Below are 24,057 nucleotides of genomic sequence, written 5' to 3'. Positions count from 1 at the left end.
TTTGCCTGCTGTTCAGGGCAAAACGGATAGAAAAGCAAATTGAAGCATGGCATGAGGCTGATGGAAAGTGAGGATCACCATTGCAAGAAAAAAACAGCCCCGCTCCATGGCGGGCCGTACACAGCGGAGAAGAAAAACCCATTTACATTTATTCCGCTTACAGCGAAGCGGATAAAGAGAAGTTCCCTTATTCAAACGGAAGGCTCATCGCGGCCGTTTTCAACTTAAGTTCATACTCACAGCACATCAACGCGGCATTGATGGCGAAAGCCCCGGAACTCTTTGAGGCGGCCGAAACGGCTCTCCGCCTGCTCCGGGGAGAAAGTTCTGAAGAAAAAGAAGCGTTCATAAATGAGCTCGGAAGCCTCATACATGAAGTGAACATTTTGAAAAAGACGGAGGACGTATAACATGAATCCTAAAAAACTGACTGACATTGAACATACAACATTAAAAAGCCAGCTGGAAGAAGGCAAGGTTCGGGTGATTATAGTAGACGGACTGAAGAAGGAAGCATGGCTCGCCGAAGCGCCGGAGCACGGCAAAACGCTTGTCGAAACGCGAAAAGGGGATCTGGCCCGGGTCGAATATGAAATCGGCTTTAAATTGAATTAATCGAAAAAAACAGAATACGTCCAAGACGGAAAGCCTGCGGACACTGATCAATCGCGCACATGCTGCGCATTGATTGGTGTCCTTTTTTGTTCCGAAAAAGAGGAGGATCTACATGGAAGACTTACTATTTGACTATAAACGCACGCTGAAAGAGACGAAAAAGTGGTACAAGCAGCTGGAGGAAGCCGATGAAACGGTGCTTACTTCAGAAGAACTGAAAGATAAAAAAATCATCAGAACGATTATTACAGATTTGGAGTATGTCATCGAATGGCTTGAAAAAGGCCGGCAGCCCGGCATAAGAAGAGCGATAGACCGCAGAGACGCTTATCAGAGAATGCTCATTAAAGATCCGAGAATCATAGAAACCTATTCGCAGGCGCTGATGTTTGAACCGTCCGCAAATGTGACTGAAGAAGACAGAATCAGACTGCGGGACGCATTAGCCGTTTTAACGGATAGAGAAAAAGAAATGCTGCTGCTCCACAAAGCGGAATGCTTTTCGTATGAACGGATCGCCGCCTTGCTGAATATAAAGAAATCAACCGTACAAACGACGGTCAAACGGGCGCTTCTGAAAATTCAAAAACAGCAGGAACAAAGAAATCAATCGCCTGCTTCATAAGTTGTCATACGTTTGCCACCTAGAAGTGAACAGACGATCACAAAAAGCGGCCCGATTAGAAGCCGCTTTTTATTATAGACAATCATGTCGGAGGTGGCGGTGATGCCGTAGCATGAAAAACGCAAAAAGAGAACAGGCATTTACAATCTATCAGTCTCATAAAGGCCGCATCACAAATCGCGCCCTTGCCGGCAAATCAGGCGTATCCGCAAGAACAATCGGCAGATGGAAAAAAGAAGGGCGCTGGGACGAGGCGCTTAATAAGAACGCGGAAAGCGGCGGAAAAAACAACCCGGGCGAAGGTGATGAGTTAAACGAACGCCAGCGGCTGTTTTGTCTTTATTATGTGAAAAGCTTTAACGCCACCCAATCTGCGATAAAAGCCGGGTATTCACCGGAAAGCGCGCATGTGACGGGAAGCAGGCTGTTAAAAAACGAAAAAGTCGCTAAAGAAATCAGCCGCATGAAAAAGGAAATGGTCAATAAAGTGTTTGTCGAAGCGATGGACGTTCTTCAAGTCTATGTGAAAATCGCTTTCGCTGACATTACCGATTATGTAACCTTCGGAAAAAAAGAGGTTCAGGCCTTCGGAAAATCAGGGCCGCTCTTTGACGAAAATGATAATCCGATTATGCAGGAGATCAGCTACGTTGACGTTAAAGATTCGCACCTTCTGGACGGAACCATCGTCACGGAAGCAAAACTAGGGAAAGAAGGCATTGCAATAAAGCTTGCCGACAAGATGAAGGCTCTTGAAAAGCTGTCCTTGTACTTTGACCTTTTCCCTGACCAATTTAAACAAAAAATCGAAAATGAAAAATTAAAGCTGGCACAGCAGAAGATGGAAAAAACAGAAGACAGCCAAAAGCCGATTGACATTGTCATTACGCGGAAAGAGGAACGGACATGATTGAAAAAGCGGTCAACCCGCGCTTTGAAGATTATTTGTTCAATTGGAATGAAACGTACCAATTTCTCGTCGGAGGCTATGGATCGTCAAAAAGCTATCATACCGCGCTGAAAATCATCTTGAAGCTGCTTCGTGAAAAGCGGACGGCGCTTGTCGTGCGGGAAGTTTTCGATACGCACAGAGATTCTACTTTTGCCTTGTTTGAGGACATTATCGAAGAGCTTGAGCTGGGACATGCCGTAAAGGCCGTGTCATCACCGATGCAGCTGAGATTTTCAAACGGAAGCCGGATTATGTTTAAAGGGATGGACAACCCGGCCAAATTGAAATCCATTCATCATATTTCACTGATTTGGATTGAAGAATGCTCTGAAGTGAAATATGAAGGCTTTAAGGAGCTGATCGGCCGTCTGCGCCATCCTGAGCTTTCGCTTCATATGATATGCACCACAAATCCCGTCGGCACCTCCAATTGGACGTACCGGCATTTTTTTCGTGATGAGCAAAACAAACGGTTCGTATTGGATGATCAGACACTGTATGAAAAAGGCACCGTCGTTAAGGGAGATACGTATTATCACCATTCCACAGCGTGCGATAATCTGTTTTTGCCGAAAAGCTATATTAAGCAGCTGGACAGCTTACGGCATTACGATCCTGATTTGTACCGGATCGCCCGCAAAGGACGGTTCGGCGTCAACGGCATCCGCGTGTTTCCGCAGTTTCAGGTCATGGAGCACAACGAAGTAACGGAGCGGATTGCGTCCATCAGGCGCCCCCTGTTTCGGACGGGCATGGATTTCGGTTTTGAAGAGTCATACAATGCGGTCATCCGGCTTGCCGTCGATCCGGATCAAAAAGAGCTTTATATTTTCTGGGAGTATTACAAAAACAAAATGACCGATGATCAGACAGCTGAGGAGCTTCAAGAATTGGCGGATCAAAAAGAGCTGATCAAAGCGGATTCGGCTGAGCCGAAAAGCATCCAATATTTCCGCAGGCAGGGATTTTGCATGGTCGCGGCCAAAAAGTTTCCGGGCTCAAGACTTCAGTATACAAAAAAGCTGAAACGGTTCAAACATATCTATTGCTCAGACAGCTGTGAAAATACGATCCGCGAATTGCAGAACTTAACGTACGCAAAAAACAAAAACGGCGTTCTGTCGGAAGATGAGTTTTCAATTGATCCCCACACACTTTCAGCCATTTGGTATGCGCTGGATGACTATGACGCGGCGGATCTGAAAGATGCATCACAAAAACGGAGACGTCCGAATCGGGAAAGGAGGAGATAGGCGTTGCCTAACTATCAAAACGTTAGAGCCACCGTCTTTAAATCAAAAATGGCCGCGCCGCAGGCAAGGCAGATGAACGAAGATCAATTTGCCGATCTGTACGGCGAAGACATCATTTCACCGCCCTATAATCTCATTGAACTGAAAACAATCGCCGAATACTCGACGATTCTTCAGCAGTGCATTGACGCGTATCGGGTCAATATTACGGGTTTTGGGTTCGATGTGGAATATACCTTTGATGTAAATAGCCCAGATTGCTCACCGTCTAAAAAGGCCCGGGCCGAAAAAAACTGGATGAAGCTGGAGAGCTTTTACAAATGTCTTCATTTTGATGAATCGGCCGAGACGGTCCTCGGATATGCGATAGAAGACCGCGAAAAAACGGGCAACGGTTTTCTCGAAGTGCTTCGGGACGGCGCGGGAAAACCGGCGGGGATTGAATATCTGGATGTGAAACATATGCGCGTCTGCGGTGTGACTGATCCCGTTGAAGTTACATTTTCATATGAAGAAAACGGCGCATCCAAAACGATTAAAAGGCAAAAACGGTTCCGTAAATATGTTCAGATGCTGAACGGACGGAAAGTGTTTTTTAAGGAATACGGCGATCCCCGCATGATGGACATGAGAACCGGTGAATACGTAAAGACCCTGTCTGAAGAATACCGGGCAAATGAAGCCATTCACTTAAAAATCGGCAGCGGCACTTACGGCATTCCGCGCTGGGTCGGCAATATCGTCAATCTGTACGGCGCCCGGAAAGCGGAAGAACTGAATTTTATGTATTTCAAGCAGGGCCGTCACGTGCCGGCCGCCATTACGGTTGAAAACGGCATGCTGTCAGAAACCTCGTACAAAGAGCTTCAGGATTATATGAATGACCTGGAAGGGGTGGAAAACGCCCACAAATTTCTGCTGATTGAGGCGGAAGGCATTGCGAAGGAAAAAGACCTTCACGGAGGCGAAGACATTACGCCCGTGTCTGTGGAAATTAAATCACTTGCGGAAATTCTGCAGGATGATGCGCTGTTTCTTGAATATGACGACAGAAGCAGAAATAAACTCCGTTCCGCTTTCCGTCTCCCGCCGCTTTATACGGGAGAGGCGCAGGAATACAACAAAGCCACAGCCGATACGGCACGGAAAATAACGGAGGAGCAGGTGTTTCAGCCGGAGCGGAAAACGCTGATTAATAAGCTCAACACGTTATTTTTGCCTGAACTGGGTCTCCACGATGTACAGCTCACATTAAAAGGGCCTGATTTTCGCGATCCGCTTGAAATTGCGAAGGTGCTTACGCCATTTATTTCCGCCGGCGCGGTCTCTCCTAATGACCTCCGTGATCTGGCGGGAAGAGTGCTCGGCAAGACGCTTGAGGAATGGCCTGAAGAGTACTACAGCCGGCCGGTGCTGAAAGGGAAATAGGAGCAATCCTGAAAGGGGGTGAAAACATCTCGTGCCGAGAGAATTGAGAAATGCCGTCATCAGTTTTGTGAGCTATGTCGATAAGGCGGCGAACCAAACGGAATTCTTTTTTACAAAATCAGCCGGAGGCCTTCCGTCATTTGAAAAAAAGGTGCAGGTGTTTACAAAAAACGAATCGGATGAGCAGAAGCTTGTTTACGGCATCGTTTACGAGCCTGATGTCCCCGATGCACATGGCGATTATATGACGGCTGAAGAGATTGAAAAGGCCGCTCACGGTTTTTTGGCGGACGCCCGCAACATCGATACAAATCATAATTTTGAAGGCGGGACCGGCGAGGTGGTGGAGTCGTACGTCGCCCCGGATGACTTTGAAATCGGGAATGCTGTGATCCGGAAAGGATCTTGGGTGCTTGTCACCAAAGCTTCCGATGAAGTATGGGATCAGATTAAAGCCGGTATCATTACGGGCTACAGCATGGCGGGAACCGCTGACGTTTACGAAGAGCCGGCAGAAAAGCAAGCCGGCTTATTCGGCGCGGTCAAGCAATTTCTCGACCGTGACCGCAAATCAAGAAACCGCAAGGGAGAGGACTTGAACAAGATGAGAAAAGAAGACGTAAGAGAATCGATTGAACACGCGCTGCACCCGCTTTTAAAGCGGCTTGACAGTTTAGACCAGAACAACACGGAAGACAAGGACGGGGCGGCTGCGCCGTCTGATGAAGAAAAGCTGAAAACACTTGTTGAGGACATGCTGGCGCCGATTATTAAACGCATTGAAGCGCTTGAAAAAGTAAGAGGCGCATCAAAGCAGCCGGAAGAAGAGACGGGCGGCCAAGAGCCTGTTAAAAAATCCATTTGGAGCGGACTGCTTTAAGCCCAGTCAGAAGGAGGAACTGTAGAGTGAGAAATCAAGATATCATCAGAAAGGCGGAAATGTCACTTTCCGCTTTAAAAAGCGGCGGTTTAATGAACCCCGCACAAGCTTCAGCATTTATCCGCATGGTGCAGAACACGCCGACCATTTTCAGCGAATCGCGTGTGATTCAAATGGAAAATGACTCGCAGAAATTTGAAAAAATCGGTTTCGGCCAGCGGATTCTGCGTGCCGCTGAGGAAGGAAAAGCCTTAACTGACGATCAGCTGACCGTCCCGGCAACAAGTACGGTGCAGCTGAATACGAAAGAAGTCATTGCGGAAATTAATATCACCTATGACACGCTTGAAAACAATATTGAAAAAGACGGCCTGCAGCAGACGATCATGCAGATTTTGGCGGAGCGGGCGGCAGTCGATATTGAGGAGCTTGTCGTAAACGGCGATACATCTTCTTCTGATCCGTACTTGGCACAGCTTGACGGAATCCGTAAGCAGACTGTATCTCACGTCATTGACGGAAACGGGGAAGAGCTGTCCAGAGCCACATTTAAAAAAGGCTTAAAAGCCATTCCGGCAAAATATTTGCGACTGCCTCAGGAATTCAGATTTTACACATCTCAAGGCATGGAGATTGAATGGAAAGACCGTGTGGCTGACCGTCAGACCAATCTGGGAGATCTTGCGGTGCAGGGCGGTTTGTCTTCAGCATTCGGCGTTCCGGTCAAAGGAGTGTCCAATCTGCAGCCGTACTCAGTCGGAGAAGGTGATTCCCAGTACGATGCGTCTGACATCATTTTGACTCACCCGAAAAATATCATTCTCGGTTTTTCAAGAAATATCCGAATCGAAGTAGATAAAGATATTCGCAGCCGCAAATTTATTATCGTACTGACGGCTAAACTTGACAGCAAATTTGAAGAAGAAGATGCAAGCGCCAAAATCGTAAACGTTAAAGAATAAGACGGGGGTGGCAGTTATGTTAATTCAGCCGTCTGACGTTGTTTCATATTCAGTTTATGATCAAGTCAAAAACAGGCCGGAGCCGCTTCTTATACAGGACATTCTGGAGGCGGAGGCGGAGGCGGCCAGAATGGCGGGGCATTCGTTCACTGACCCTGTTTACTCACCGCTTCCCGAAAAGATTAAGCTTGCGTTATTAAAGCTTTCTCAATATTTTGCGCTGATCAACCAGAATGAAGCAGCCGCTTCCGCCTATCAATCTGAAAAGATAGGCGACTACTCGTATACGGTGGCAGGTGAAGGCGGAATCAGAAAACCGGCGGTGCACCATCTGCTCTGTGAATATATCGCGCCGGGTTATTCCCCGGTTTCTGCACACGCAAAGGTGAGACCTTTATGAGCTACGAACGGCTGCTCACTGACAGATGCGATATTTATCATGAGACGGTGTCAGTTCCGAAGGCCGGACGCTTCGGGATTCCCGCCGAAAAGCTCCAGCCTGTCTTTTCTTATCCGGAAGTGCCCGATTATGAAGATGTGCCGTGTCTGTTTGTTGAAAAACAGCAGCAGCTTATTCAGCTTGAGCCTGATCATAAGGTATATCAGCGGTTTCTCGTTCATTTTCCGAAAGAGGCCGTTGTGCGTGTTAATGACAAAATCATTTGGGAAGGACAGGCGTATATTCTGGAAATGCCGAAGAAAGCAAGACAGCACCATTGGGAGGTTATCGCTGTGAGAGATGACAGACTATGAACATAAAAAACCTTGAACAATGGAATCGGTCGCTGCAAAAGGCATCATCCGGAGAATTTGCCCGTCAGGCAGGCGAATGGCTGGAACAGTCAGGAGAGGATTTTCTCGACTTGGTACGGGAGGAGCTTATTCATTCGGGCGGGATTGATACAGAAAGCCTGCTGTCTTCTTTCCGAAAAGGAGCGCAAGATCACGTATGGATCATTGAAAACGGGGGACTGACCCTTGAAATCGGCACCAATGTAGAGTATGCCTCATTCATAAATGACGGACATTGGACCGTCTCAGATGAAAATGTCAGATGGGTGCCCGGGTATTTTCAAGGCTCCCGGTTCATCTATGATCCGTCAGCTTCAACGGGTATGGCGCTCAAAAAACAGTGGATCAGCGGAAATGGGTTTTGGGACAAAGCCCTTCTTTTGTATGAAACACTCTTCGCCGAATCGCTGGACAAGCGTTTCAATCAGTGGCTTAACACGTTGGGGGGAGATATCGGATGAATCGCGAGACCGGTTCAATCGCCGCTTTTTTGTATCAGCAGTGCGGTGTGCCCGTATATGAAAATGAACTGCCTGAACAATTTCAGGTGCCGTCACTTTACATCCCGCCCCCGTATGCTTTTGACGAGAATGACACAGTCTCCACCTTTAAGAAGACATACAGTCTGAATGTGAAGCTGTTCCATGCCGACTCGGTGCAGGCCCTCTATGCAGCCGACGGGATCGCCGATGCGGTGAGAGAATCAAGACAGCTGATTCCGCTGCTTACGGAATCAGGGGAGGATACCGGTGATTTCGTCCGCATCAGCCGTATCGAAACAAGAGTCGGAGACAAAGGCGAGGCAGTGATCACCATCCGCTGGACGAGCCGCTACTACTATCAAAAACAAACATCTCCCGCACTGCGGGATGTGGACATTAACAGCGGGGTGAAACAAAAGTGAAACAATATAAAAAGAAAAACGCCGCAACGGCGGAACGAGCGGTTCTTTATGACACGGCGGATTTAACAAAGCACGCGAAGGGGCTTTTCGGCGTAAAACCCGAGATTCTCCAGGGGGCTTTATTCGGCGTGAAGCAAAAACAAATGACAAAAGCGCAAGCCAAGTCTTACATTGAAGCATTTTTAACCAAGGAGGTCATGCAATAATGAACGGCGGAACATTTACGCAAGGAAAAGAAAAAGAACGTGCCGGAATCTATTTTAACTTTAAAACAACCGCCCAGGAGCGGGTATCGATCGGTGAACGCGGGATTGTCGCCCTTCCCGTCGCATCCGGCTGGGGGGAAGCGAAAACATTCGTTTCCATTTCAAGCGTTGAGGATTTGAATAAAAAAGTGGGGCTCAGTATTGAAGATCCGTCACTGATTCTGCTTCGTGAGGCGAAAAAGAAAGCAAAAACCGTTTTGATGTACCGTCTGACAGAGGGAATCAGAGCGAGTGCAGATCTTTCGCAAGGTGTTAAAGCAACCGCTTTGTACGGGGGTTCAAAAGGAAATGACATCATCATCCGCATCAGTGAAAACGTCCTTGATCAGACCGCTTTCGATGTGACCACTTACATGGATGAAGCGGAAGTTGACAAACAAACGGTGAAAAAAGCCGAAGAATTAAAAGCAAACGGCTATGTCACATTTACGGGAACGGGCGAACTGTCGGCTTCCATCCCGCTGACAGGCACTGAGGAAGAATCCGGGGAAACGTTAAACCCGCAGGCAGGCATCCGTCTCGCGGGAGGAACTGATAAAGCACCGGTCAACTCAGACTATACGGATTTTTTAGCTGCGGCTGAAACGGAGAATTTCGATGTCATCGCTCTTCCTGTCGCGGAAAACGATCAGCTGAAAGCGACATTTGCCGCATTCATTAAACGCCTTCGCGATGGGCAGGGACAGAAAGTGCAAGGGGTGACCGCCCATTACAGCGGGGATTATGAAGGCATTATCAATGTGACTGAAGGTGTGCTGCTGGAAGACGGAACTGAGATTAAAGCTGAAGATGCGACCGCCTGGGTGGCAGGCGCAAGTGCCAGCGCCGCATTTAATCAATCCTTAACATTCGTTGAATACGAAGGCGCCGTCGATGTGCTGCACCGCCTGACTCATGATGAAGTGATCGAACGTCTTTCCAAAGGTGAATTCCTTTTCTCTTATGATGCCCGTGATAAGTCAGTCAGCGTTGAAAAAGATATCAACTCATTGGTGACATTTACGGCAGAGAAAAACAAAAAGTTCGCGAAAAACAAAATCGTCCGTGTGCTTGATGCGGTGAATAACGATTTGACACGTGAACTGAAAGCCTTAATTAAATCGAAAAAAGGCACCGGAAGCGATCTTCCTGCGACAAATGACGGCCTTCAATTCGTTAAAACGATGATTATTCAATATTTGACAACGCTCCAGGATGCGGGCGGCATCGCTAACTTTGATTCAGACAAAGACATTACAATCGGGCTGAATGAAGACCGCGACGGCTTTTTAATCGATCTCGCCGTACAGCCTGTGGATGCGGCAGAAAAATTCTACTTTAATGTGGAGGTAAACTAAGATGGCATTAAAAGCGCAAAACACGATTTCAGGAAAAGAAGGCCGTTTATTTCTCGACGGAGAAGAGATGGCGCATATTAAAACCTTTGAAGCAAACGTGGAAAAAAACAAATCAGAAGTAAACATCATGGGCCGCCGCATGACGGGACATAAAACAACAGGCGCCAACGGAACAGGCGCGGCAACATTCTATAAGGTCACATCCAAATTCGCCGTCCTTATGATGGATTACGTCAAAAAAGGCAGCGACCCGTATTTTACGCTGCAAGCCGTTCTTGACGACAAATCATCAGGCCGCGGAACAGAACGCGTCACCCTGTATGACGTCAACTTTGATTCTGCAAAAATCGCCGGACTGGACGTAGACTCAGAAGCCCTCGAAGAAGAAGTGCCGTTTACTTTCGAAGATTTCGATGTGCCGGAAAAGCTTTCTGAAACGTTTTAATCAGGATCATTATGAGTGAAACAGGCCTTTTAAAGGCCTGTTTTTTTATAAAAAAAAGAGTAAGGGAGTTTTCATCATGAGCGAAAAAAACGAACAAGTATATGATCTGTCATTCTTTATGCCGGGTAAAACAGTCGAGGCTGAGGAGATCCGGGTTCCGCTTTCAAAGCGTTTTGTCGATAAAAAAGGAAACATCGTGCCTTTTATTTTTAAAGCCATTACGACTGAGCGCATTGACGAACTGGAGAAGGAAAGCACGACATATAAAAATGTGAAGGGCAGAGGCCGCGTAAAAGACTTAGACAGCCAGCGCTTCTATGCGCGGATCGCGGTTGAATCTACGATTTACCCTGATTTCCGGTCTAAGGAGCTCCGCGACGCTTACAAAACGGCAGATCCGGTCGAGGTGGCAAAACGCGTTCTTTCAGTCGGCGGTGAGTATGCAAATTGGCTGAATAAAGCGATTGAGATCAATGGTTTTGAAGATGAATTAGAAGATCTGGAGCAAGAAGCAAAAAACTGATAAAAGATGGGAATAAGGAAGCCGTGTATCTCTATTACGCGATGCATGAGCTTCATTATTCTCCATCAGAACTGAAAGAGTTATATGAAGCACCGAGACATTTTAAGGCGCTGTTGTACGGTTTAATCGGTTACAAGCTGGACATTCTTGAAAAACAAGCGAAGAAAGGGGGAGCGACATCATGGCAAAGCTGACCGCCCGTTTTGAATTGGAAGATCGGGTTTCAAAGAAAATAAGGAAAATCCAAAATGGCTTCAGAGCGCTTGAGAAATACAGGAAAATGACAAAACGCCAAAGTGAAATTGATATACGCAAAGAGAGTAAATCTGTTTTAAGAACAATTGACCGCATCCAGCGCTCTATGAAAAGAAAGCTGGGCGCACAAATGATCTCTATTTCAGCTGAAGACGGAGCCAGTGCCGTCATTCAAAAGGTGCAAGCCCAATTAGCGGGTCTGCCTGCGTCTTTAACCGTTAAAATAGGAGCAAAAGACAGCGCGACAGCGGCATTTGAGAGATTGCGGGATCTGGCTGCCGGTTTTAAAGGATTTACCGTTTCACTGTATGCGTCAGACGAAGTGACTCCTGCCATGGAACGTATCAAACGCTACATGCAATCTGCGTTAAAGAACGGGTACTCTGTCACTATACGCGTCATAGATCACGTCATGAAAACAGTCGGCCGAATTTCAGCGGGGATTGATTCGCTGACGGGGAAAAACAATGTCATTCAATTATCGTTAAACGAAAAGGTGACAGCACAGCTGGCTGCAATGCAAAAGAATATGCCGGACGTCGGAAAAGCTTCTGCATCTGCTGCTCCTGCTTCACCGAAAAATGATTTTTCAATGCTTGACTCCATTGCAGACACCTTCATGAAAAAAGTCAATGATATCGCATCCAAATTTTATCCGGAAACAATCATAGCGGAACTGGATAAATTCGCTGCAAGCTTTATGAAGAAAGCGGACGAAATCGCGAGCAAATTCAGCCCGGAGACAATATTAGCAGAGCTGGATAAGTTCACGACCTCATTCATGGGGAAAGCGGATGAAATCGCGAGCAAATTCAGCCCGGAGACAATATTAGCAGAGCTGGATAAGTTCACGACCTCATTCATGGGGAAAGCGGACGAGATTGCGAGCAAATTCAGCCCGGCAACGATATTAGCCGAGCTGGACAAGTTCACGACCTCATTCATGGGGAAAGCGGACGAGATTGCAAGCAAATTCAGCCCGGAGACAATATTAGCAGAGCTGGATAAGTTCACGACCTCATTCATGGGAAAAGTGGACGAAATCGCGAGCAAATTCAGCCCGGAGACGATATTAGCCGAGCTGGACAAGTTCACGACCTCATTCATGGGGAAAGTGGATGAAATCGCGAGCAAATTCAGCCCGGAGACGATATTAGCAGAGCTGGATAAGTTCACGACCTCATTCATGGGGAAAGCGGATGAAATCGCAAGCAAATTCAGCCCGGCAACGATATTAGCCGAGCTGGACAAGTTCACGACGTCATTCATGGGAAAAGTGGACGAGATTGCAAGCAAATTCAGCCCGGAGACGATATTAGCCGAGCTGGAAAAATTCGCTGATTCGTTTATGAAAAAGGTAGACGGGGTCGTGAGTAAATTCAGTCTGGAAGCCATATTGAAAGAACTGGATAAATTCACTGATTCATTTATGAAAAAGGTTGATGACGTTGTCAGCAAATTCAGTCCGGAGACCATATTGAAAGAGCTGGATCATTTTACTGATTCGTTTATGAAGAAAGTCGACGACGTTGTCGGTAAATTCAGTCCTGATAAGCTAATCGACCGCGCCGAACAATTTGTAAATGACACGATTGACCGAATTTCTGAGAAATTCGATTTTCTCAATCCGGATAAGATTCTGGAAAAAGTGGAGCAGTTTACTTCCTCACTGTTCGGAGGCATTGATAAAAAGTTCGGCAAGTTCAGCCCTGATGCGATCATCGAAAAAGCCGAGGCATTTGTTGATAAAATTGTCAGCAAGATTGCCAAGAAATTTGAGAAATTCAGCCCGGACAAAATCATGGAAAAAGCCGGGGAATTAATAGAAAAAATATTTTCAGGAATCGCTGAAAAATTAGGCAAACTCAATATCGGCGGATTATTAGGAGGCGGCACGAAAAAAGAAAAGAGTAAGGGGAGCCTTTCTGCCGGCGGCACCAACAGCCCGAAGCGTCCTGAGCTGACAAAGGGTCCGCAGCGCACGGGACCATCACCGAAATCTTCAGGAAGGTCAGCCAAAAAAACCGGCGGGGCTTTGGGGGGCTGCTGCTGCTGTACCGGAGTGACGAGGGGCAAAAGCAGTAAAGTCGAAGGGCGGAATAAATCTTCGAAAAGAGGTTCCTCCGTAAAGGAAAGCAAACAGGCATCCGTAAACACGCCGAAAACAAAAGGGGCAGGTAAAGGCATCGGCGGGCTTTTGAAAGGCTTAGGAGATTCAAAGGCGCTGAAAGGCGGTATGAAAGGGTTAAAAGGTGCCGCTAAAGGAATTCCCGGCATAGGTGAATTGTTATCACTTACTGATTTAGCCGGCATCAATAAAGATAATGCAGGAGAGAAGGTCGGCTCAGCAGGCGGCGGTCTTGCAGGAGCCGCGGCCGGAGCGGCAATCGGCAGCGTTGTTCCCGGAGTGGGCACATTAATCGGCGGCGCGGTAGGCGGCATCGCCGGCAGTTTAGGCGGTTCCAGCTTGGGAGAGGCCTTTGATTCAGGGGCTTTGAAAGACACATGGAATGATATTTCCGAAGCGGCGCAAAGTGCTTGGACAACAATACAAGATACTTGGGGAAGCGTTTCATCCTGGTTCATGGAAAATGTATGGACGCCGGTTTCATCAGCTGTCGCCGGAGTGGCGACAAGCATCTGGTCAAATATTGTGAATGCGTGGACGACGATTCAAGGGATTTTCAGCACGGTGTCATCCTGGTTCATGGAGAATGTATGGACGCCGGTTTCAACGGCTGTCGTCGGAGTGGCGACAAGCATCTGGTCAAATATCGTGAATGCGTGGACGACGATTCAAGGTGTCTTCAGCACAGTATCCGGCTGGTTTATGAGCACTGTCTGGGAGCCCGTAAAATCGGCTGTCGTCGGAGTAGCGACGTCCATTTGGAGTAAAATCACAGGAGCTTGGGATAAAATTAAATCTGTTTTCAGTACGGTATCCGGCTGGTTCATGGATATTGTCTGGAACCCGGTGAAAAACATGGTGGAAAAAGTCGGAAAAGGAATATCAGACGCTTTCACGACTGCTTTAGATACGGTAAAGGATATATGGAAAGGGTTAAGCGGCTGGTTTGAGAAACATATAAAAGAACCTCTTGTAAAAGTGGGAACAGCCATATCAGATGCTTTTTCTGCAGCATTCGACTGGGTGAAAAAGATTTGGGATAAAACCGGCGGCAAATTGATTTCAGGCGTAATGGACTTCGTCACAGGCGGCGGAGATAAAAAGAAAAAACCGGACAAAAACGCCACGGGCGGCTACATTACAAAGCCGACCATTTCCTGGATCGGTGAAGCCGGAAAAGAATTTGTCATCCCCGTCGACAACAATCGCGGCCGGGGGAAGATGCTGCTTTCACAAGCTGCGTCTAAGCTCGGCATGCGTGTTGTCGATGATATGGGTGCGGCTTCAACTCAATCTTCTGCTGTGCCGGCGGGAGCGGGCGGTGTTTCTTCTTCGGCGTCTGTATCGGCCGCTGCGTCTGTGGATGCTTCCGGATTTGCGGGGACGGCTTCATCACTCGGCAAACAGTTTACTGAAGGCTTTGACAGCGGAATCAGCAATAAAGCGGTGGACATGGACGGCTGGAAGGAGAAAAACATCGGAACGCCGTTTAACGCCCTTATTTCGTCTTCGCCCGATTACGGAAAGCAAGTCGCTGCGGGCTATGCCAAAGGTCAGAATACATCGCCGACGGGCACCGATTCGTTTTTAAAAACAAAGGTGAAAACACCTTATCAATCGGCGGTTAATCAATCGTCATCATGGGGCGCCGCCACAGTGAAAGGTTATTCGGCCGGACAGAATGCAAAAGATACGGGAACGTCGCAATACGTAAGCACACATATCAATAAACCGTTTGTGCAATCAAGAGATTCCGCGAACGGCTGGGGGTCAGGCCTGATCGGACACTTCGTATCAGGAATGACTGCAAAAGGAAGCGAAGTCAAACAGGCGGCCAAAGATATGGCCAAAAAAGTCGAGGACGCATTCAGGGAAGAGCTTGATATTCACTCTCCTTCCCGTGTCATGATGAGTCTCGGACGCTTTGCTTCAGTCGGCGTCGTCAAAGGTCTCAGCTCAGTTGACGTGAAAAAATATGCGGAAAAACAGGCAGGCTCGCTTGCAGCAGCCTTTTCCGGTATGGGTGCAGCGGGAGGAAGCGTCAAAGAATGGCTTTTGGCCGCAATGAAAGCAACCAATACGCCGATCAGCTGGCTTCCGGGATTAATGACGATCGCACAGCATGAGTCAGGCGGCAACCCTAATTCCATTAATCTATGGGACAGCAACGCCAAAGCCGGACACCCGTCACAGGGGCTTATGCAGACGATTCCGAGCACCTTTGAAGATCACAAAGCGCCGGGCATGAATGATATCAGAAATCCAATCCACAACGCCGCTGCCGCTATCGGCTATATTAAAAGCCGATACGGCTCGATCAGCAATGTCCCCGGGATTAAAAGTATGGCTCATGGCGGCCCTTACGTCGGTTATGCCAATGGGGGTCTGATTACCAAGGAGCAGATCGCCCGTGTCGGCGAAGGGAACAAACGGGAGTGGATCATCCCTGAAGAGCGGGGCATCCGCGGCCGATATCTGCTGCAAAAAGCGGCTCAGGCGCTCGGCATGGAAGTGTCCGATCCGTCCCGGACGGAACCGGCGGCGCTTTCAGCCGGCACGGTTTCCGCAGCCGTTAAAGGCGGCGGCCAAACCGTTCAAAAAACGGGAACAAAAGAAATTAAAATCGAATTCAGCGGCGATCAGCATTTCCATAACGGGCAGGACGCCGAGAGCCTAGCCGCCAAAATCAAACAGGCGCTGATTGATGAACTGCAAAAAGACATTTATACCGGAGCAAAGGGGGCCGTTGCTTTTGACTAAATCTGTTTACGAATTTTGGCTGTCTCAGGGGAAGGACAAGCTCCGGCTTCCCGTTCTCCCTGAAGCGATTGATATCGCAAACAGCGTGCAGAATGATTCCGTGAAAGTCACCGGACTTGGAGAGGTGACGTTTATCGAAGAACCGGGAGCGAAAGAAATTTCGTTCTCTTCTTTTTTTCCGAAACGGTACAGCCCGATTGCCGAATATCAAAGCATTCCTTCACCGGAAAAAGCCATTTCAGCCATTGAAGCATGGATGAAAGCGAAAAAACCCGTTCAGTTTTTGATTACAGGGACAAAAATCAATGTCACATGCAGCATTGAAAGCTTTAATTACAGCGAAGGTGACAATGAAATCGGCGACCGGAATTTTGATATCGTACTGAAAGAATATAAAACCGCTTCGCCAAGAAAAATCAAACAAAAGAAAAAAACGAAAGCGAAGCGCCCGTCCAAAGCTTCACCCAAAACATATACCGTCAAAAAAGGGGATACGCTTTGGGACATCGCCGGCAAGTTTTACGGAAAACACACGGAGTGGCGGAAAATCTGGAACGCGAATAAAACCGCCATGATTAAGCGCAGCAAACGGAATATCCGGCAGCCTGGGCATTGGATCTTCCCGGGGCAGAAGCTGAAGATACCGCAATGAAACGGGTGAAAAGATGATTGAACTATTTGTCATAAAGGAAACGGAGTGGCTCGAGCTTGTCACAGAAAGCGTAACGCTGGAAGGACACAGATATCAGGCGCCCCGCTCCATCGAAGCGACGATTGTCGTAAAGCAGGGCAGCCAGACGTATTACGGCGTATCAGAAGGGGATACGGTTTTGTTCAAATGGAACGGAAAAGAGCTGTTCCGCGGCATTGTTTTTGCAAGAACGCCCGATGAGCATACCGTCGCCTTCACCGCATACGATATGCTCCAATACCTTGTGAAAAACCAGGACGTTTACGTGTTTTCCAACAAGCGCGCTGATCAAATATTAAAAAGGATCGCCAGCGATTTTCAAATTCCCGTCACATCCATTGCCAACACAGGCCATACCATTAAATCACTCGTTTTTAAAAATGATACAAGCCTTTACGATATGATGCTAAAAGCGTTAAAGCAGACAAAAAGCCAGACGGGGCGCAATTATCAGCTCTATTCAGAAAAAGGCAGGCTCGGCTTGCGTGAATGGCCGGAGCCGTCTGACATATGGGTGCTGGAAACAGGAGTTAATATTACAGGGTATCAATACAGCACCTCAATTGATGACACCGCAACCCGTGTCGTCATGCGGCTGCAAAAAGACAATAAAACGATAAAGGCTTCCGCCTCAGACAGCGCCGGCATGAAAACATTCGGCGTTTTGCAGTATACCGAAACGGTTTCTGACGACATTAACGAAGCCCAACTGAAACAGCGCGCAAAAGTGAAGCAGGCTGAGAAAAAAGGCATTAAGAAAGAGCTGAAAAATATACAGGCGATCGGTATTCCTGGGTTGGAAAGCGGATTGCCCGTCTATATTTCAATTCCGGAAATCGGGCTGAAGAAAACCTATTATGTAGATACGGACCGCCATGAATTCCAAGGAACAAAACATACCATGACGATTGACGTCACGGAGAAAAATTCACTTCCGGAGGGGACAGCCTGATGAGATTAAGTGATGCTATTAAACATTTAGCTGTCGGAGCGGTTGACGCTGAAGCGCCGGTGGAGCTGATGCCGGCCGAAGTGACCTCCGTTTCGCCGCTCGAGCTGAAACTGAAAGATCACGACAAACTTTTGATTCCGTCTGATGCACTCATTGTGCCGAAGCGGCTGAGATCCGGAGAAGATGATCAGCTCCAGGCGGGAGATCGGGTGATGACCGCCGCTTTAACAGGAGGACAGTCTTTCTTTGTACTGGACAAAATTTAACCGGCATCCGGACGGAGATATACGGGAATATCAGCCTATTAAAGCCGCTTCATCTGCCGAAGAGGGCTTTTTTACATGAACAAATCTAAAAGGAGCGGGTGCAATGGCCCTGACACCGGAAATCGAATTTGAAGATTTGGAGGATGCGAGTGAGGCTGTTGAGACTTCACAAACCTACCGAATTGACTTTGAAAACAACCGGATTACCAATGAACTGATAAACGGACTGGACGCAATCAGACAATTCGTCTATATCGCTCTTCACACAGAACGGTATTCATATTCGGTTTTCAGCCATGATATCGGAAACGAACTTCAGGAAGTGCTTTCAGATCAGAACACGACGGATGCTTATAAAAAAATGGAGATTCCAAGACTGATAGAAGAAGCCTTGCTGTATGATGACCGTATTTTGGCCGTTACCAATTTTGAGATTGAGAAAAAAGATGATGCCTTCATCGTCTCTTTTACCGTTGAAACTGATGAGGGCATGCTTGAGATAGAGGAGGTGCTGGGTGAGGATGTTTGAAGCTCAGACGTTTGACGACATTATGGACAGAATGCTGGCGCGCGTTACGGCGGATATTGATACGAGAGAAGGCAGCGTCATTTACAATGCGCTCGCGCCTGCGGCCGCTGAGCTCGCAAAGTCTTATATTTGGCTGGATACCGTGCTGGAGCTCGTGTTTTCCGATACGGCTCAGGGTGAATTTCTGGACAGGCGTGCTGCTGAGGCGGGAATTGAACGAACACCTGCCACTAAAGCGGTCAGAGCCGGAGAATTCACAGCGGGCATCACCATTCCGCCAGGCTCCCGTTTCTTCGTTGATAACCTGTATTTTCAATATACGGGGGATGGAACGCTTGAATGTGAAACAGCCGGTGAAGCGGGCAATGCCGGCATTTCGGGGCAGAACCTGCTGCCGCTTGATACGATACCCGGGCTTGAGAAAGCAGTCATGCGCGATATATTAATTCCCGGCCGTGAGGAAGAAGATGACAACAGCTTAAGGGCGCGCTATTTTACCCGTGTCCGCCGGGAGGCAGTCAGCGCAAATAAACAGCATTATAAACAATGGGCCGAAGAGGTTGACGGCGTCGGCAGGGCAAAAATCTTCCCGCTTTGGAACGGAGACGGAACAGTGAAAGTTGTCATCACAAATGCGAATTTGGAACCGGCATCAGATATTCTGATCAAAAAAGTAAAGGATTATATTGATCCGGACGAAGGGCAGGGAGAAGGACAGGCGCCGATCGGAGCGGCAGTAACGGTGGAAAGCGCCGTATGGAAGGAAATCGAAATCTCCGCTTCCGTGCTGCCTGAGCTGAACAGCTCGATCGATGACGTAAAAGCGGAGATTGAAAAAGGCGTCCTGAATTTATTCAAGAAAATGGCCTTTGAAGAAAACACCGTCCGTTTATCACAAATTAACAACATCGTTTATAACTCGGCATCCGTCAGTGACTACGCCGATATTAAAATGAACGGTGCGGCGGAAAACCTCGTGCTCAGTGACGTGGAAATTCCTAAACTCAAAGAGGTGAAAATCCTTGAGCAGACTCGATGAGATGACGGCGTACCTCCCGCCGTTTTTAACCCGATTAAAAGAGATGGCACAACTGCTTGAGGCGGAAGCTCCTGAGTTTGAGCGGCAGAATAACGATATTTTCGATTTGACGGATCAGCTCTTTATCACGACGGCGACATGGGGGCTTGACCGCTGGGAAAAAATATTAAAAATACCGCGGGAATCAGGTGACACGGAGGATATGAGACGGCTCAGGCTGATCTCGAAGATGTCGAATATTCCGCCCATCACACATCAAGCGATTGAGCAGGCGCTAAACCGTTTTTTAAAACATCCGTCAGCTTATGTTCGGATGTTTCCGGGGCAGTATCGTTTTTATGCCGATATCGGGCTTGATGACCTGCAGCACATGAACGAGCTGATTGAAACGCTTGAAAAAATCAAACCCGCTCATTTGGCGTATACACTGAGAGCCGCATTAAACGAAACACTGGAAATCAAAGACCGGGTCATTCTCAACAATCGGAGATACCGAAAAGTCAGTGAACTGAAGGTCGGTTATTCCGTCACACTCAACAATAACGAGGTGGTCTTACCATGATATCAGCCGCTTACAGACAGCGTGCCGCAGCCGATCTGAAAAACAGGATCACAAAAGTGCTGTTAAACGGCAAAGAAACTCCGATTGCGGACATTTCCGTAAAAGATGCCGCAGTCACCGTTCTCACACGCAGGGAAGAAGACGTCAAACACATTGAAACCGTGCAGATGCTTGACGAAACAGGAAGCGTCATTACAGAACGAAAAACAAATTTAGATCTCAACAATAACAGAACGCTTGATTTAAGATTTACCTTTGAGGTGGTGTAACGATGGCTTACGAAGAAAAAACAGACTGGCTTCCGGACGATCCGATTAATGAAGATGACGTCAACCGCTGGGAAAAAGGCATAAAAGACGCCCACACGGATCTGGCGGCCCATAAAAACGACATGAACAACCCGCACAAAACGACAAAGGCGCAAATCGGCCTCGGAAACGTGGACAATGTCCAGCAGGCAGCAAAGAAAGATTTTGACCGGCACAATCAAGATCTGGACCGGCATGTGACGAAAGAAGAGCGCCAGAAGTGGAATAACGGGCAATTGTCTAAAATCACAAAAGATGATGGCTCCGCTTTTATTAATATCTCTGACGGACAGGATTTTCATCAGACCGCTGCCAGCCAGAATAAGACCTTTACTTTCTCAGCAGCTGCAACCGGAATAAATACCCCGCCTAAACCGTCAGAGGGTATATACCTTTATTCTTCAGAGAATAACGGAGAGGCGGCCGCTTTCTCAGATGACGGGGGATTTTGGAGAAAAACGCTGAAAAACGGCATCTGGACGGAATGGATGCCATTTGAAACAGCTGCCGGAGCACAAGCAAAAGTAAATGAGCATGCCGACAAAACAGATCTTCATGTAACCAAGTCTGACAAAGACAAATGGAATGCAGGGCAGTTATTCAATCTGACTGACAATGACGGGAATGCTAAAACGGTAACAGAAACAAACTTAGACAATATAAAAACGTCCGGCATCTACTATATATCAGTTCAGCATACGGAAAATAAGCCTGCGGAATACGGACAATTAATTGTCATGCAAAGAACCCGCGGAGCATCACCGACTTTTGTCCAAATGTTTATAGACACAGTGACCGCCGGAAATCCCATATACGTCCGAAGTTTCAGCACTAAAGGCGTATGGTCGGAATGGAGCCAACAAGAAACAGATTCAGGCTCTCAAGCAAAAGTAGAGACTCACGCCAATAAAAAAGACATTCATGTCACACAGGCGGATAAAGATATGTGGAACGGCGCACAGCTTTCGAAAATAACAAACGATAACGGCGGCTATCTTCTGACAATTGGTGATGATGATAACTTTCTTGAAAAAATCGTTAAAAACGGCAGGGCGTTCGGCACCTTTTATTCAACCGGCAAAGCGGCAAACAGTCCGAGCAACGCTTCAACCCGCGGCATGTTTCATTTTACCTCTCTTGACAGTGAGGGGAAAGGAACGTTTGGGTATGTCATTGCCGTCGATTATAAAAATAATATGTTCACGAACTATTTGGATTTGAACTTGGGCTGGCAGGGCTGGCGTCGCCTCGTTACTGAACTTGATACTGAGAATGTACCTTGGATAAATGTTCCTTATAAAAATGGCGCTAAATCAGGAGACAGGCCGCTTCAATACCGTAAAGTGGGAAACACCCTTCACCTGAACGGACACGTTCTTACGGACAGAGAAGTGGTATTCGGGAGTGTGCCATCCTCTTGTGCGCCGGCCAAAGGCGTTGTGACGATGGTTGCAGCCAGCGGCACCACCGGTTACAGCAAATTTATTATCTATTCTAATGGAGATATGAAGCTGACGGGAATTATGGCCAATATAGAAAATAACGTGAACGGCTATTATATTGACCTTGTTTTGGCACTCACGTAAAGGAGCGAGAATATGAAATTAATATTTCCGTATGACAATGACAACATTTATACAGGCACTCCGGTTGAGCTTTATCCGGATTCTGAGACAGGAGATTATGTGATGCCGCCTAACGCTGCGGGCTTTCCGCCGGAAATAAACGGCGAAGGCATGTGGCGCCCATTTTTTGATGAAGAGAAACAAGAATGGGTGGAAACCGCTGACGAAGCATATAAAGAGAGCTTAAAAAAAGATACGGCTCCCGATTCAAACCAGCTTGCAGGCCTCGGCGGACAGCTGGCGAATGAGAAATTGGCCAGAAAAGCAGCCGAACAAGCGCAGCAGTCACTCGGCAGGCAATTAGCGTCTTTAAAACTGGAACTCTTAAACGTAAAAGGAGAATGAAAAAAATGAAAAAACTTAACTTTTGGGTTTACGCCTTGTTTTATGAGTGGGCCTCAACAGAAATGGTAAAACAGGCTATGGGCTATGATGACTGCTCTGCCGAAGATCTGGCTGAAGGGGTGGCCGCGAAGTATATCACGCCTGAGGAATTTCAAGAAATAACGGGTGAAACATACGAAAACTATAAAAATGCTGTGTCATAAGCCAAACGGCTTTTTTTATTTGTCATTTTTAATAAATGAGAACAGGAGGACGGCCGATGAAAAAGCATTCATTTGAATTTCCCGCCGATCAACTTGGCAGGCCCGGCGCCGTAAAAGCTTATCGCGGTAACAAAAACGATTATGTCACACCGGTTGCTGATTTGTCCGGAATGGCAGAGCTTCTTACCAATACGCCGCTAGAAGCGATTGAAGTCTACAGCCAATTCGGACAAGACCGTTTAGGAGCCGTCTTAATAGACAGAGCACAGGGTGGGCTTATTCGGACCGCAGCGGAACTCTTTTTATCGAAGAGAGCGAGGATAACAATTCGTGGACAGCTTCACATTTTGTCGCAGTAAAAGGCGGAGTGCTGACCGCTTCGGGGTGGGTCAGCCTGACAAAAAGATATTACCGGTTCCGTTTTGAAAATGGAAATCAAAAGCAGTCCGAATTTGTTTTATACCAATCTGTCGGTACGGGCGGTGATATGGCGTTTTCATATACAGACGTGATTTTTCATGGAAATGCAGCAGAGGCGGGCGAGGGAAGCATCTTCTCAGCAGGCGCTTGGAAAAAACTTCTCGTCGAAATCACCGGTACGGCTGAGTCGGGCCATGTCGCGTTTTGGGGGAGATCCATCTCGGGAAAAAATGTGCCGATCAGAGGAATCAGGTCTGATGACGGGACATCAGCCGCCGGTACGTCTGGCACAGAAGAAGTGTGGTCATTTGATATTGCCGGCTTTAAGGAAATCGTCATGGAAATCAAGAGCATTTCCGGCGGGAGCCTTTCTGTCAAAGGCACGGCATTTTCTTAAGAATGAAGCTTCCGAAGGGAGGTGAGAACAATGTAAGAGGAGGGAGCGGAAGTGCTTCTGGATGAACAAGCGGTGCAAAAAGAATTCGCAGGCATCAAAGGTGAACAAAAGGTGCTTGAACAGCGGGTAGCCGCATTAGAGCGGGTATCAGACCGGCAGGATCAGCAAATCATGACGCTGAATGAAAAACTGAACAAAATTGACGAAAACACAACATGGATTAAGCGGACCATTACAGGAGCGATCGTGACAGCAATCTGCACGGGCGTCATTGGCGGAGCCATCGCCATCATGTACAATCTGCTGCAAAAGTAAGGGGGAAACCGATATGAAATTCGCGGACAAAGGCACGGTCGTCAGGACGGTGCTTCTTTTGCTTGCTTTATTGAATCAAACTTTGCTGATGTTCGGCAAATCGCCGCTGAATATTCAGGAGGACCAGGTCAGCCAGCTTGCAGATACGCTGTATGCCGCCGGGTCGGCCGTTTTTACAATCATAACGACTGCCGCCGCCTGGTTTAAAAACAATTATGTTACAGCAAAAGGGAAAAAACAGCAGGCTTTATTAAAAATAAACAATTTATCGAAATAGGAG

Annotated in this window: 30 protein-coding genes and 1 pseudogene; all 31 read left to right on the top strand. The window is 47.5% G+C overall.

The window, feature by feature from the left end; genetic code table 11:
- The first annotated feature begins 80 nt into the window (after window positions 1–80).
- The 31 genes and pseudogenes from C5I45_RS13280 to C5I45_RS13130 all read left to right on the top strand — a co-directional run bounded on the left by C5I45_RS13280 (window position 81) and on the right by C5I45_RS13130 (window position 24,054).
- On the top strand, window positions 81–410 hold the full coding sequence (locus C5I45_RS13280) for a hypothetical protein (RefSeq protein ID WP_014304844.1): 330 nt from the start codon (window positions 81–83) through the stop codon (window positions 408–410).
- Between the two features lies 1 nt (window position 411).
- A complete protein-coding gene (locus C5I45_RS13275; RefSeq protein WP_003154859.1) occupies window positions 412–615 on the top strand; it encodes an XtrA/YqaO family protein in 204 nt (67 codons plus the stop codon).
- Between the two features lie 112 nt (window positions 616–727).
- Complete coding sequence (locus tag C5I45_RS13270) at window positions 728–1,240, top strand: sigma-70 family RNA polymerase sigma factor (RefSeq protein WP_058905954.1); 513 nt, start codon at window positions 728–730, stop codon at window positions 1,238–1,240.
- A gap of 112 nt (window positions 1,241–1,352) precedes the next feature.
- Window positions 1,353–2,150: a terminase small subunit gene (locus C5I45_RS13265; RefSeq protein ID WP_003154855.1), complete on the top strand. Its 798-nt coding sequence runs from the start codon at window positions 1,353–1,355 to the stop codon at window positions 2,148–2,150.
- Window positions 2,147–3,445: a PBSX family phage terminase large subunit gene (locus C5I45_RS13260; protein ID WP_024085188.1), complete on the top strand. Its 1,299-nt coding sequence runs from the start codon at window positions 2,147–2,149 to the stop codon at window positions 3,443–3,445. Before C5I45_RS13265 ends, C5I45_RS13260 begins: the two co-directional genes overlap by 4 nt.
- A gap of 48 nt (window positions 3,446–3,493) precedes the next feature.
- Window positions 3,494–4,873 carry a phage portal protein gene (locus C5I45_RS13255; RefSeq protein ID WP_099762611.1) on the top strand — a complete coding sequence of 460 codons (1,380 nt, stop codon included), beginning with the start codon at window positions 3,494–3,496 and terminating at the stop codon, window positions 4,871–4,873.
- 31 nt (window positions 4,874–4,904) lie between these two features.
- On the top strand, window positions 4,905–5,753 hold the full coding sequence (locus tag C5I45_RS13250) for an XkdF-like putative serine protease domain-containing protein (RefSeq protein ID WP_014304846.1): 849 nt from the start codon (window positions 4,905–4,907) through the stop codon (window positions 5,751–5,753).
- A 26-nt stretch (window positions 5,754–5,779) separates the two neighbouring features.
- A complete protein-coding gene (locus C5I45_RS13245) occupies window positions 5,780–6,715 on the top strand; it encodes a phage major capsid protein (RefSeq protein WP_007407274.1) in 936 nt (311 codons plus the stop codon).
- Between the two features lie 16 nt (window positions 6,716–6,731).
- Window positions 6,732–7,115, top strand: a complete 384-nt coding sequence (yqbG, locus tag C5I45_RS13240; protein ID WP_003154846.1) for a protein YqbG — start codon at window positions 6,732–6,734, stop codon at window positions 7,113–7,115.
- A complete protein-coding gene (locus C5I45_RS13235) occupies window positions 7,112–7,468 on the top strand; it encodes a DUF3599 family protein (RefSeq protein WP_003154844.1) in 357 nt (118 codons plus the stop codon). The genes yqbG and C5I45_RS13235 overlap by 4 nt, the downstream gene beginning before the upstream one ends.
- Window positions 7,465–7,968 (top strand): HK97 gp10 family phage protein, encoded by a 504-nt coding sequence (locus C5I45_RS13230; RefSeq protein WP_043867016.1) that lies wholly within the window; start codon window positions 7,465–7,467, stop codon window positions 7,966–7,968. Before C5I45_RS13235 ends, C5I45_RS13230 begins: the two co-directional genes overlap by 4 nt.
- Complete coding sequence (locus C5I45_RS13225) at window positions 7,965–8,411, top strand: hypothetical protein (RefSeq protein ID WP_014304848.1); 447 nt, start codon at window positions 7,965–7,967, stop codon at window positions 8,409–8,411. The genes C5I45_RS13230 and C5I45_RS13225 overlap by 4 nt, the downstream gene beginning before the upstream one ends.
- A complete protein-coding gene (locus C5I45_RS13220; RefSeq protein WP_107994435.1) occupies window positions 8,408–8,617 on the top strand; it encodes a YqzN/YkzM domain-containing protein in 210 nt (69 codons plus the stop codon). Before C5I45_RS13225 ends, C5I45_RS13220 begins: the two co-directional genes overlap by 4 nt.
- A complete protein-coding gene (locus C5I45_RS13215; protein ID WP_003154838.1) occupies window positions 8,617–10,014 on the top strand; it encodes a phage tail sheath family protein in 1,398 nt (465 codons plus the stop codon). The genes C5I45_RS13220 and C5I45_RS13215 overlap by 1 nt, the downstream gene beginning before the upstream one ends.
- A 1-nt stretch (window position 10,015) precedes the next feature.
- Window positions 10,016–10,459 (top strand): phage tail tube protein, encoded by a 444-nt coding sequence (locus C5I45_RS13210; RefSeq protein WP_107994434.1) that lies wholly within the window; start codon window positions 10,016–10,018, stop codon window positions 10,457–10,459.
- 76 nt (window positions 10,460–10,535) lie between these two features.
- Complete coding sequence (locus C5I45_RS13205) at window positions 10,536–10,982, top strand: phage tail assembly chaperone (protein WP_003154836.1); 447 nt, start codon at window positions 10,536–10,538, stop codon at window positions 10,980–10,982.
- 41 nt (window positions 10,983–11,023) lie between these two features.
- Window positions 11,024–11,176 carry a hypothetical protein gene (locus tag C5I45_RS13200; RefSeq protein WP_015239684.1) on the top strand — a complete coding sequence of 51 codons (153 nt, stop codon included), beginning with the start codon at window positions 11,024–11,026 and terminating at the stop codon, window positions 11,174–11,176.
- Window positions 11,164–16,125 carry a transglycosylase SLT domain-containing protein gene (locus C5I45_RS13195; protein WP_107994433.1) on the top strand — a complete coding sequence of 1,654 codons (4,962 nt, stop codon included), beginning with the start codon at window positions 11,164–11,166 and terminating at the stop codon, window positions 16,123–16,125. The genes C5I45_RS13200 and C5I45_RS13195 overlap by 13 nt, the downstream gene beginning before the upstream one ends.
- A complete protein-coding gene (locus C5I45_RS13190; protein WP_007610816.1) occupies window positions 16,118–16,777 on the top strand; it encodes a LysM peptidoglycan-binding domain-containing protein in 660 nt (219 codons plus the stop codon). The genes C5I45_RS13195 and C5I45_RS13190 overlap by 8 nt, the downstream gene beginning before the upstream one ends.
- 13 nt (window positions 16,778–16,790) lie before the next feature.
- A complete protein-coding gene (locus C5I45_RS13185) occupies window positions 16,791–17,768 on the top strand; it encodes an XkdQ/YqbQ family protein (protein ID WP_003154829.1) in 978 nt (325 codons plus the stop codon).
- On the top strand, window positions 17,768–18,034 hold the full coding sequence (locus C5I45_RS13180; protein WP_007610818.1) for a DUF2577 family protein: 267 nt from the start codon (window positions 17,768–17,770) through the stop codon (window positions 18,032–18,034). Before C5I45_RS13185 ends, C5I45_RS13180 begins: the two co-directional genes overlap by 1 nt.
- A gap of 103 nt (window positions 18,035–18,137) precedes the next feature.
- Complete coding sequence (locus tag C5I45_RS13175; RefSeq protein WP_003154825.1) at window positions 18,138–18,563, top strand: DUF2634 domain-containing protein; 426 nt, start codon at window positions 18,138–18,140, stop codon at window positions 18,561–18,563.
- Complete coding sequence (locus C5I45_RS13170) at window positions 18,556–19,602, top strand: baseplate J/gp47 family protein (RefSeq protein WP_003154824.1); 1,047 nt, start codon at window positions 18,556–18,558, stop codon at window positions 19,600–19,602. The genes C5I45_RS13175 and C5I45_RS13170 overlap by 8 nt, the downstream gene beginning before the upstream one ends.
- Entirely contained in the window at window positions 19,586–20,164 is a 579-nt protein-coding gene (locus C5I45_RS13165) for a YmfQ family protein (RefSeq protein ID WP_007407262.1), read from the top strand. Before C5I45_RS13170 ends, C5I45_RS13165 begins: the two co-directional genes overlap by 17 nt.
- Window positions 20,161–20,433 carry a hypothetical protein gene (locus C5I45_RS13160; protein ID WP_014304854.1) on the top strand — a complete coding sequence of 91 codons (273 nt, stop codon included), beginning with the start codon at window positions 20,161–20,163 and terminating at the stop codon, window positions 20,431–20,433. Before C5I45_RS13165 ends, C5I45_RS13160 begins: the two co-directional genes overlap by 4 nt.
- A 2-nt stretch (window positions 20,434–20,435) precedes the next feature.
- Window positions 20,436–22,058 (top strand): pyocin knob domain-containing protein, encoded by a 1,623-nt coding sequence (locus tag C5I45_RS13155; RefSeq protein WP_107994432.1) that lies wholly within the window; start codon window positions 20,436–20,438, stop codon window positions 22,056–22,058.
- Between the two features lie 12 nt (window positions 22,059–22,070).
- Complete coding sequence (locus C5I45_RS13150) at window positions 22,071–22,442, top strand: XkdW family protein (RefSeq protein WP_014304856.1); 372 nt, start codon at window positions 22,071–22,073, stop codon at window positions 22,440–22,442.
- A gap of 5 nt (window positions 22,443–22,447) precedes the next feature.
- The gene (locus tag C5I45_RS13145; RefSeq protein ID WP_003154819.1) at window positions 22,448–22,645 is read left to right on the top strand and encodes an XkdX family protein; all 198 of its coding nucleotides are present in this window, start codon (window positions 22,448–22,450) and stop codon (window positions 22,643–22,645) included.
- 56 nt (window positions 22,646–22,701) lie between these two features.
- Window positions 22,702–23,462: pseudogene (locus tag C5I45_RS13140) on the top strand (phage portal protein).
- A 51-nt stretch (window positions 23,463–23,513) separates the two neighbouring features.
- Window positions 23,514–23,777: a hemolysin XhlA family protein gene (locus C5I45_RS13135; protein ID WP_003154815.1), complete on the top strand. Its 264-nt coding sequence runs from the start codon at window positions 23,514–23,516 to the stop codon at window positions 23,775–23,777.
- 13 nt (window positions 23,778–23,790) lie between these two features.
- A complete protein-coding gene (locus C5I45_RS13130) occupies window positions 23,791–24,054 on the top strand; it encodes a phage holin (RefSeq protein ID WP_003154813.1) in 264 nt (87 codons plus the stop codon).
- The last annotated feature ends 3 nt before the right edge of the window (window positions 24,055–24,057 follow it).

The sequence above is a fragment of the Bacillus sp. ZY-1-1 genome, assembly GCF_003047165.1.
GTDB lineage: Bacteria > Bacillota > Bacilli > Bacillales > Bacillaceae > Bacillus > Bacillus velezensis.
This window is presented reverse-complemented; position numbering and strand designations above follow the sequence as displayed.

Bases quoted from the DNA above. Each gene is read 5' to 3' on its own strand.
- C5I45_RS13130 (WP_003154813.1), top strand. From the start codon at position 23,791: ATGAAATTCGCGGACAAAGGCACGGTCGTCAGGACGGTGCTTCTTTTG.
- C5I45_RS13230 (WP_043867016.1), top strand. From the start codon at position 7,465: ATGAACATAAAAAACCTTGAACAATGGAATCGGTCGCTGCAAAAGGCA.
- C5I45_RS13195 (WP_107994433.1), top strand. From the start codon at position 11,164: ATGGCAAAGCTGACCGCCCGTTTTGAATTGGAAGATCGGGTTTCAAAG.
- C5I45_RS13145 (WP_003154819.1), top strand. From the start codon at position 22,448: ATGAAAAAACTTAACTTTTGGGTTTACGCCTTGTTTTATGAGTGGGCC.
- C5I45_RS13150 (WP_014304856.1), top strand. From the start codon at position 22,071: ATGAAATTAATATTTCCGTATGACAATGACAACATTTATACAGGCACT.
- C5I45_RS13185 (WP_003154829.1), top strand. From the start codon at position 16,791: ATGATTGAACTATTTGTCATAAAGGAAACGGAGTGGCTCGAGCTTGTC.
- C5I45_RS13225 (WP_014304848.1), top strand. From the start codon at position 7,965: ATGAATCGCGAGACCGGTTCAATCGCCGCTTTTTTGTATCAGCAGTGC.
- C5I45_RS13160 (WP_014304854.1), top strand. From the start codon at position 20,161: ATGATATCAGCCGCTTACAGACAGCGTGCCGCAGCCGATCTGAAAAAC.
- C5I45_RS13210 (WP_107994434.1), top strand. From the start codon at position 10,016: ATGGCATTAAAAGCGCAAAACACGATTTCAGGAAAAGAAGGCCGTTTA.
- yqbG (WP_003154846.1), top strand. From the start codon at position 6,732: ATGTTAATTCAGCCGTCTGACGTTGTTTCATATTCAGTTTATGATCAA.
- C5I45_RS13235 (WP_003154844.1), top strand. From the start codon at position 7,112: ATGAGCTACGAACGGCTGCTCACTGACAGATGCGATATTTATCATGAG.
- C5I45_RS13180 (WP_007610818.1), top strand. From the start codon at position 17,768: ATGAGATTAAGTGATGCTATTAAACATTTAGCTGTCGGAGCGGTTGAC.
- C5I45_RS13265 (WP_003154855.1), top strand. From the start codon at position 1,353: ATGAAAAACGCAAAAAGAGAACAGGCATTTACAATCTATCAGTCTCAT.
- C5I45_RS13175 (WP_003154825.1), top strand. From the start codon at position 18,138: ATGGCCCTGACACCGGAAATCGAATTTGAAGATTTGGAGGATGCGAGT.
- C5I45_RS13205 (WP_003154836.1), top strand. From the start codon at position 10,536: ATGAGCGAAAAAAACGAACAAGTATATGATCTGTCATTCTTTATGCCG.
- C5I45_RS13260 (WP_024085188.1), top strand. From the start codon at position 2,147: ATGATTGAAAAAGCGGTCAACCCGCGCTTTGAAGATTATTTGTTCAAT.
- C5I45_RS13200 (WP_015239684.1), top strand. From the start codon at position 11,024: ATGCATGAGCTTCATTATTCTCCATCAGAACTGAAAGAGTTATATGAA.
- C5I45_RS13215 (WP_003154838.1), top strand. From the start codon at position 8,617: ATGAACGGCGGAACATTTACGCAAGGAAAAGAAAAAGAACGTGCCGGA.
- C5I45_RS13275 (WP_003154859.1), top strand. From the start codon at position 412: ATGAATCCTAAAAAACTGACTGACATTGAACATACAACATTAAAAAGC.
- C5I45_RS13255 (WP_099762611.1), top strand. From the start codon at position 3,494: ATGGCCGCGCCGCAGGCAAGGCAGATGAACGAAGATCAATTTGCCGAT.
- C5I45_RS13155 (WP_107994432.1), top strand. From the start codon at position 20,436: ATGGCTTACGAAGAAAAAACAGACTGGCTTCCGGACGATCCGATTAAT.
- C5I45_RS13270 (WP_058905954.1), top strand. From the start codon at position 728: ATGGAAGACTTACTATTTGACTATAAACGCACGCTGAAAGAGACGAAA.
- C5I45_RS13170 (WP_003154824.1), top strand. From the start codon at position 18,556: ATGTTTGAAGCTCAGACGTTTGACGACATTATGGACAGAATGCTGGCG.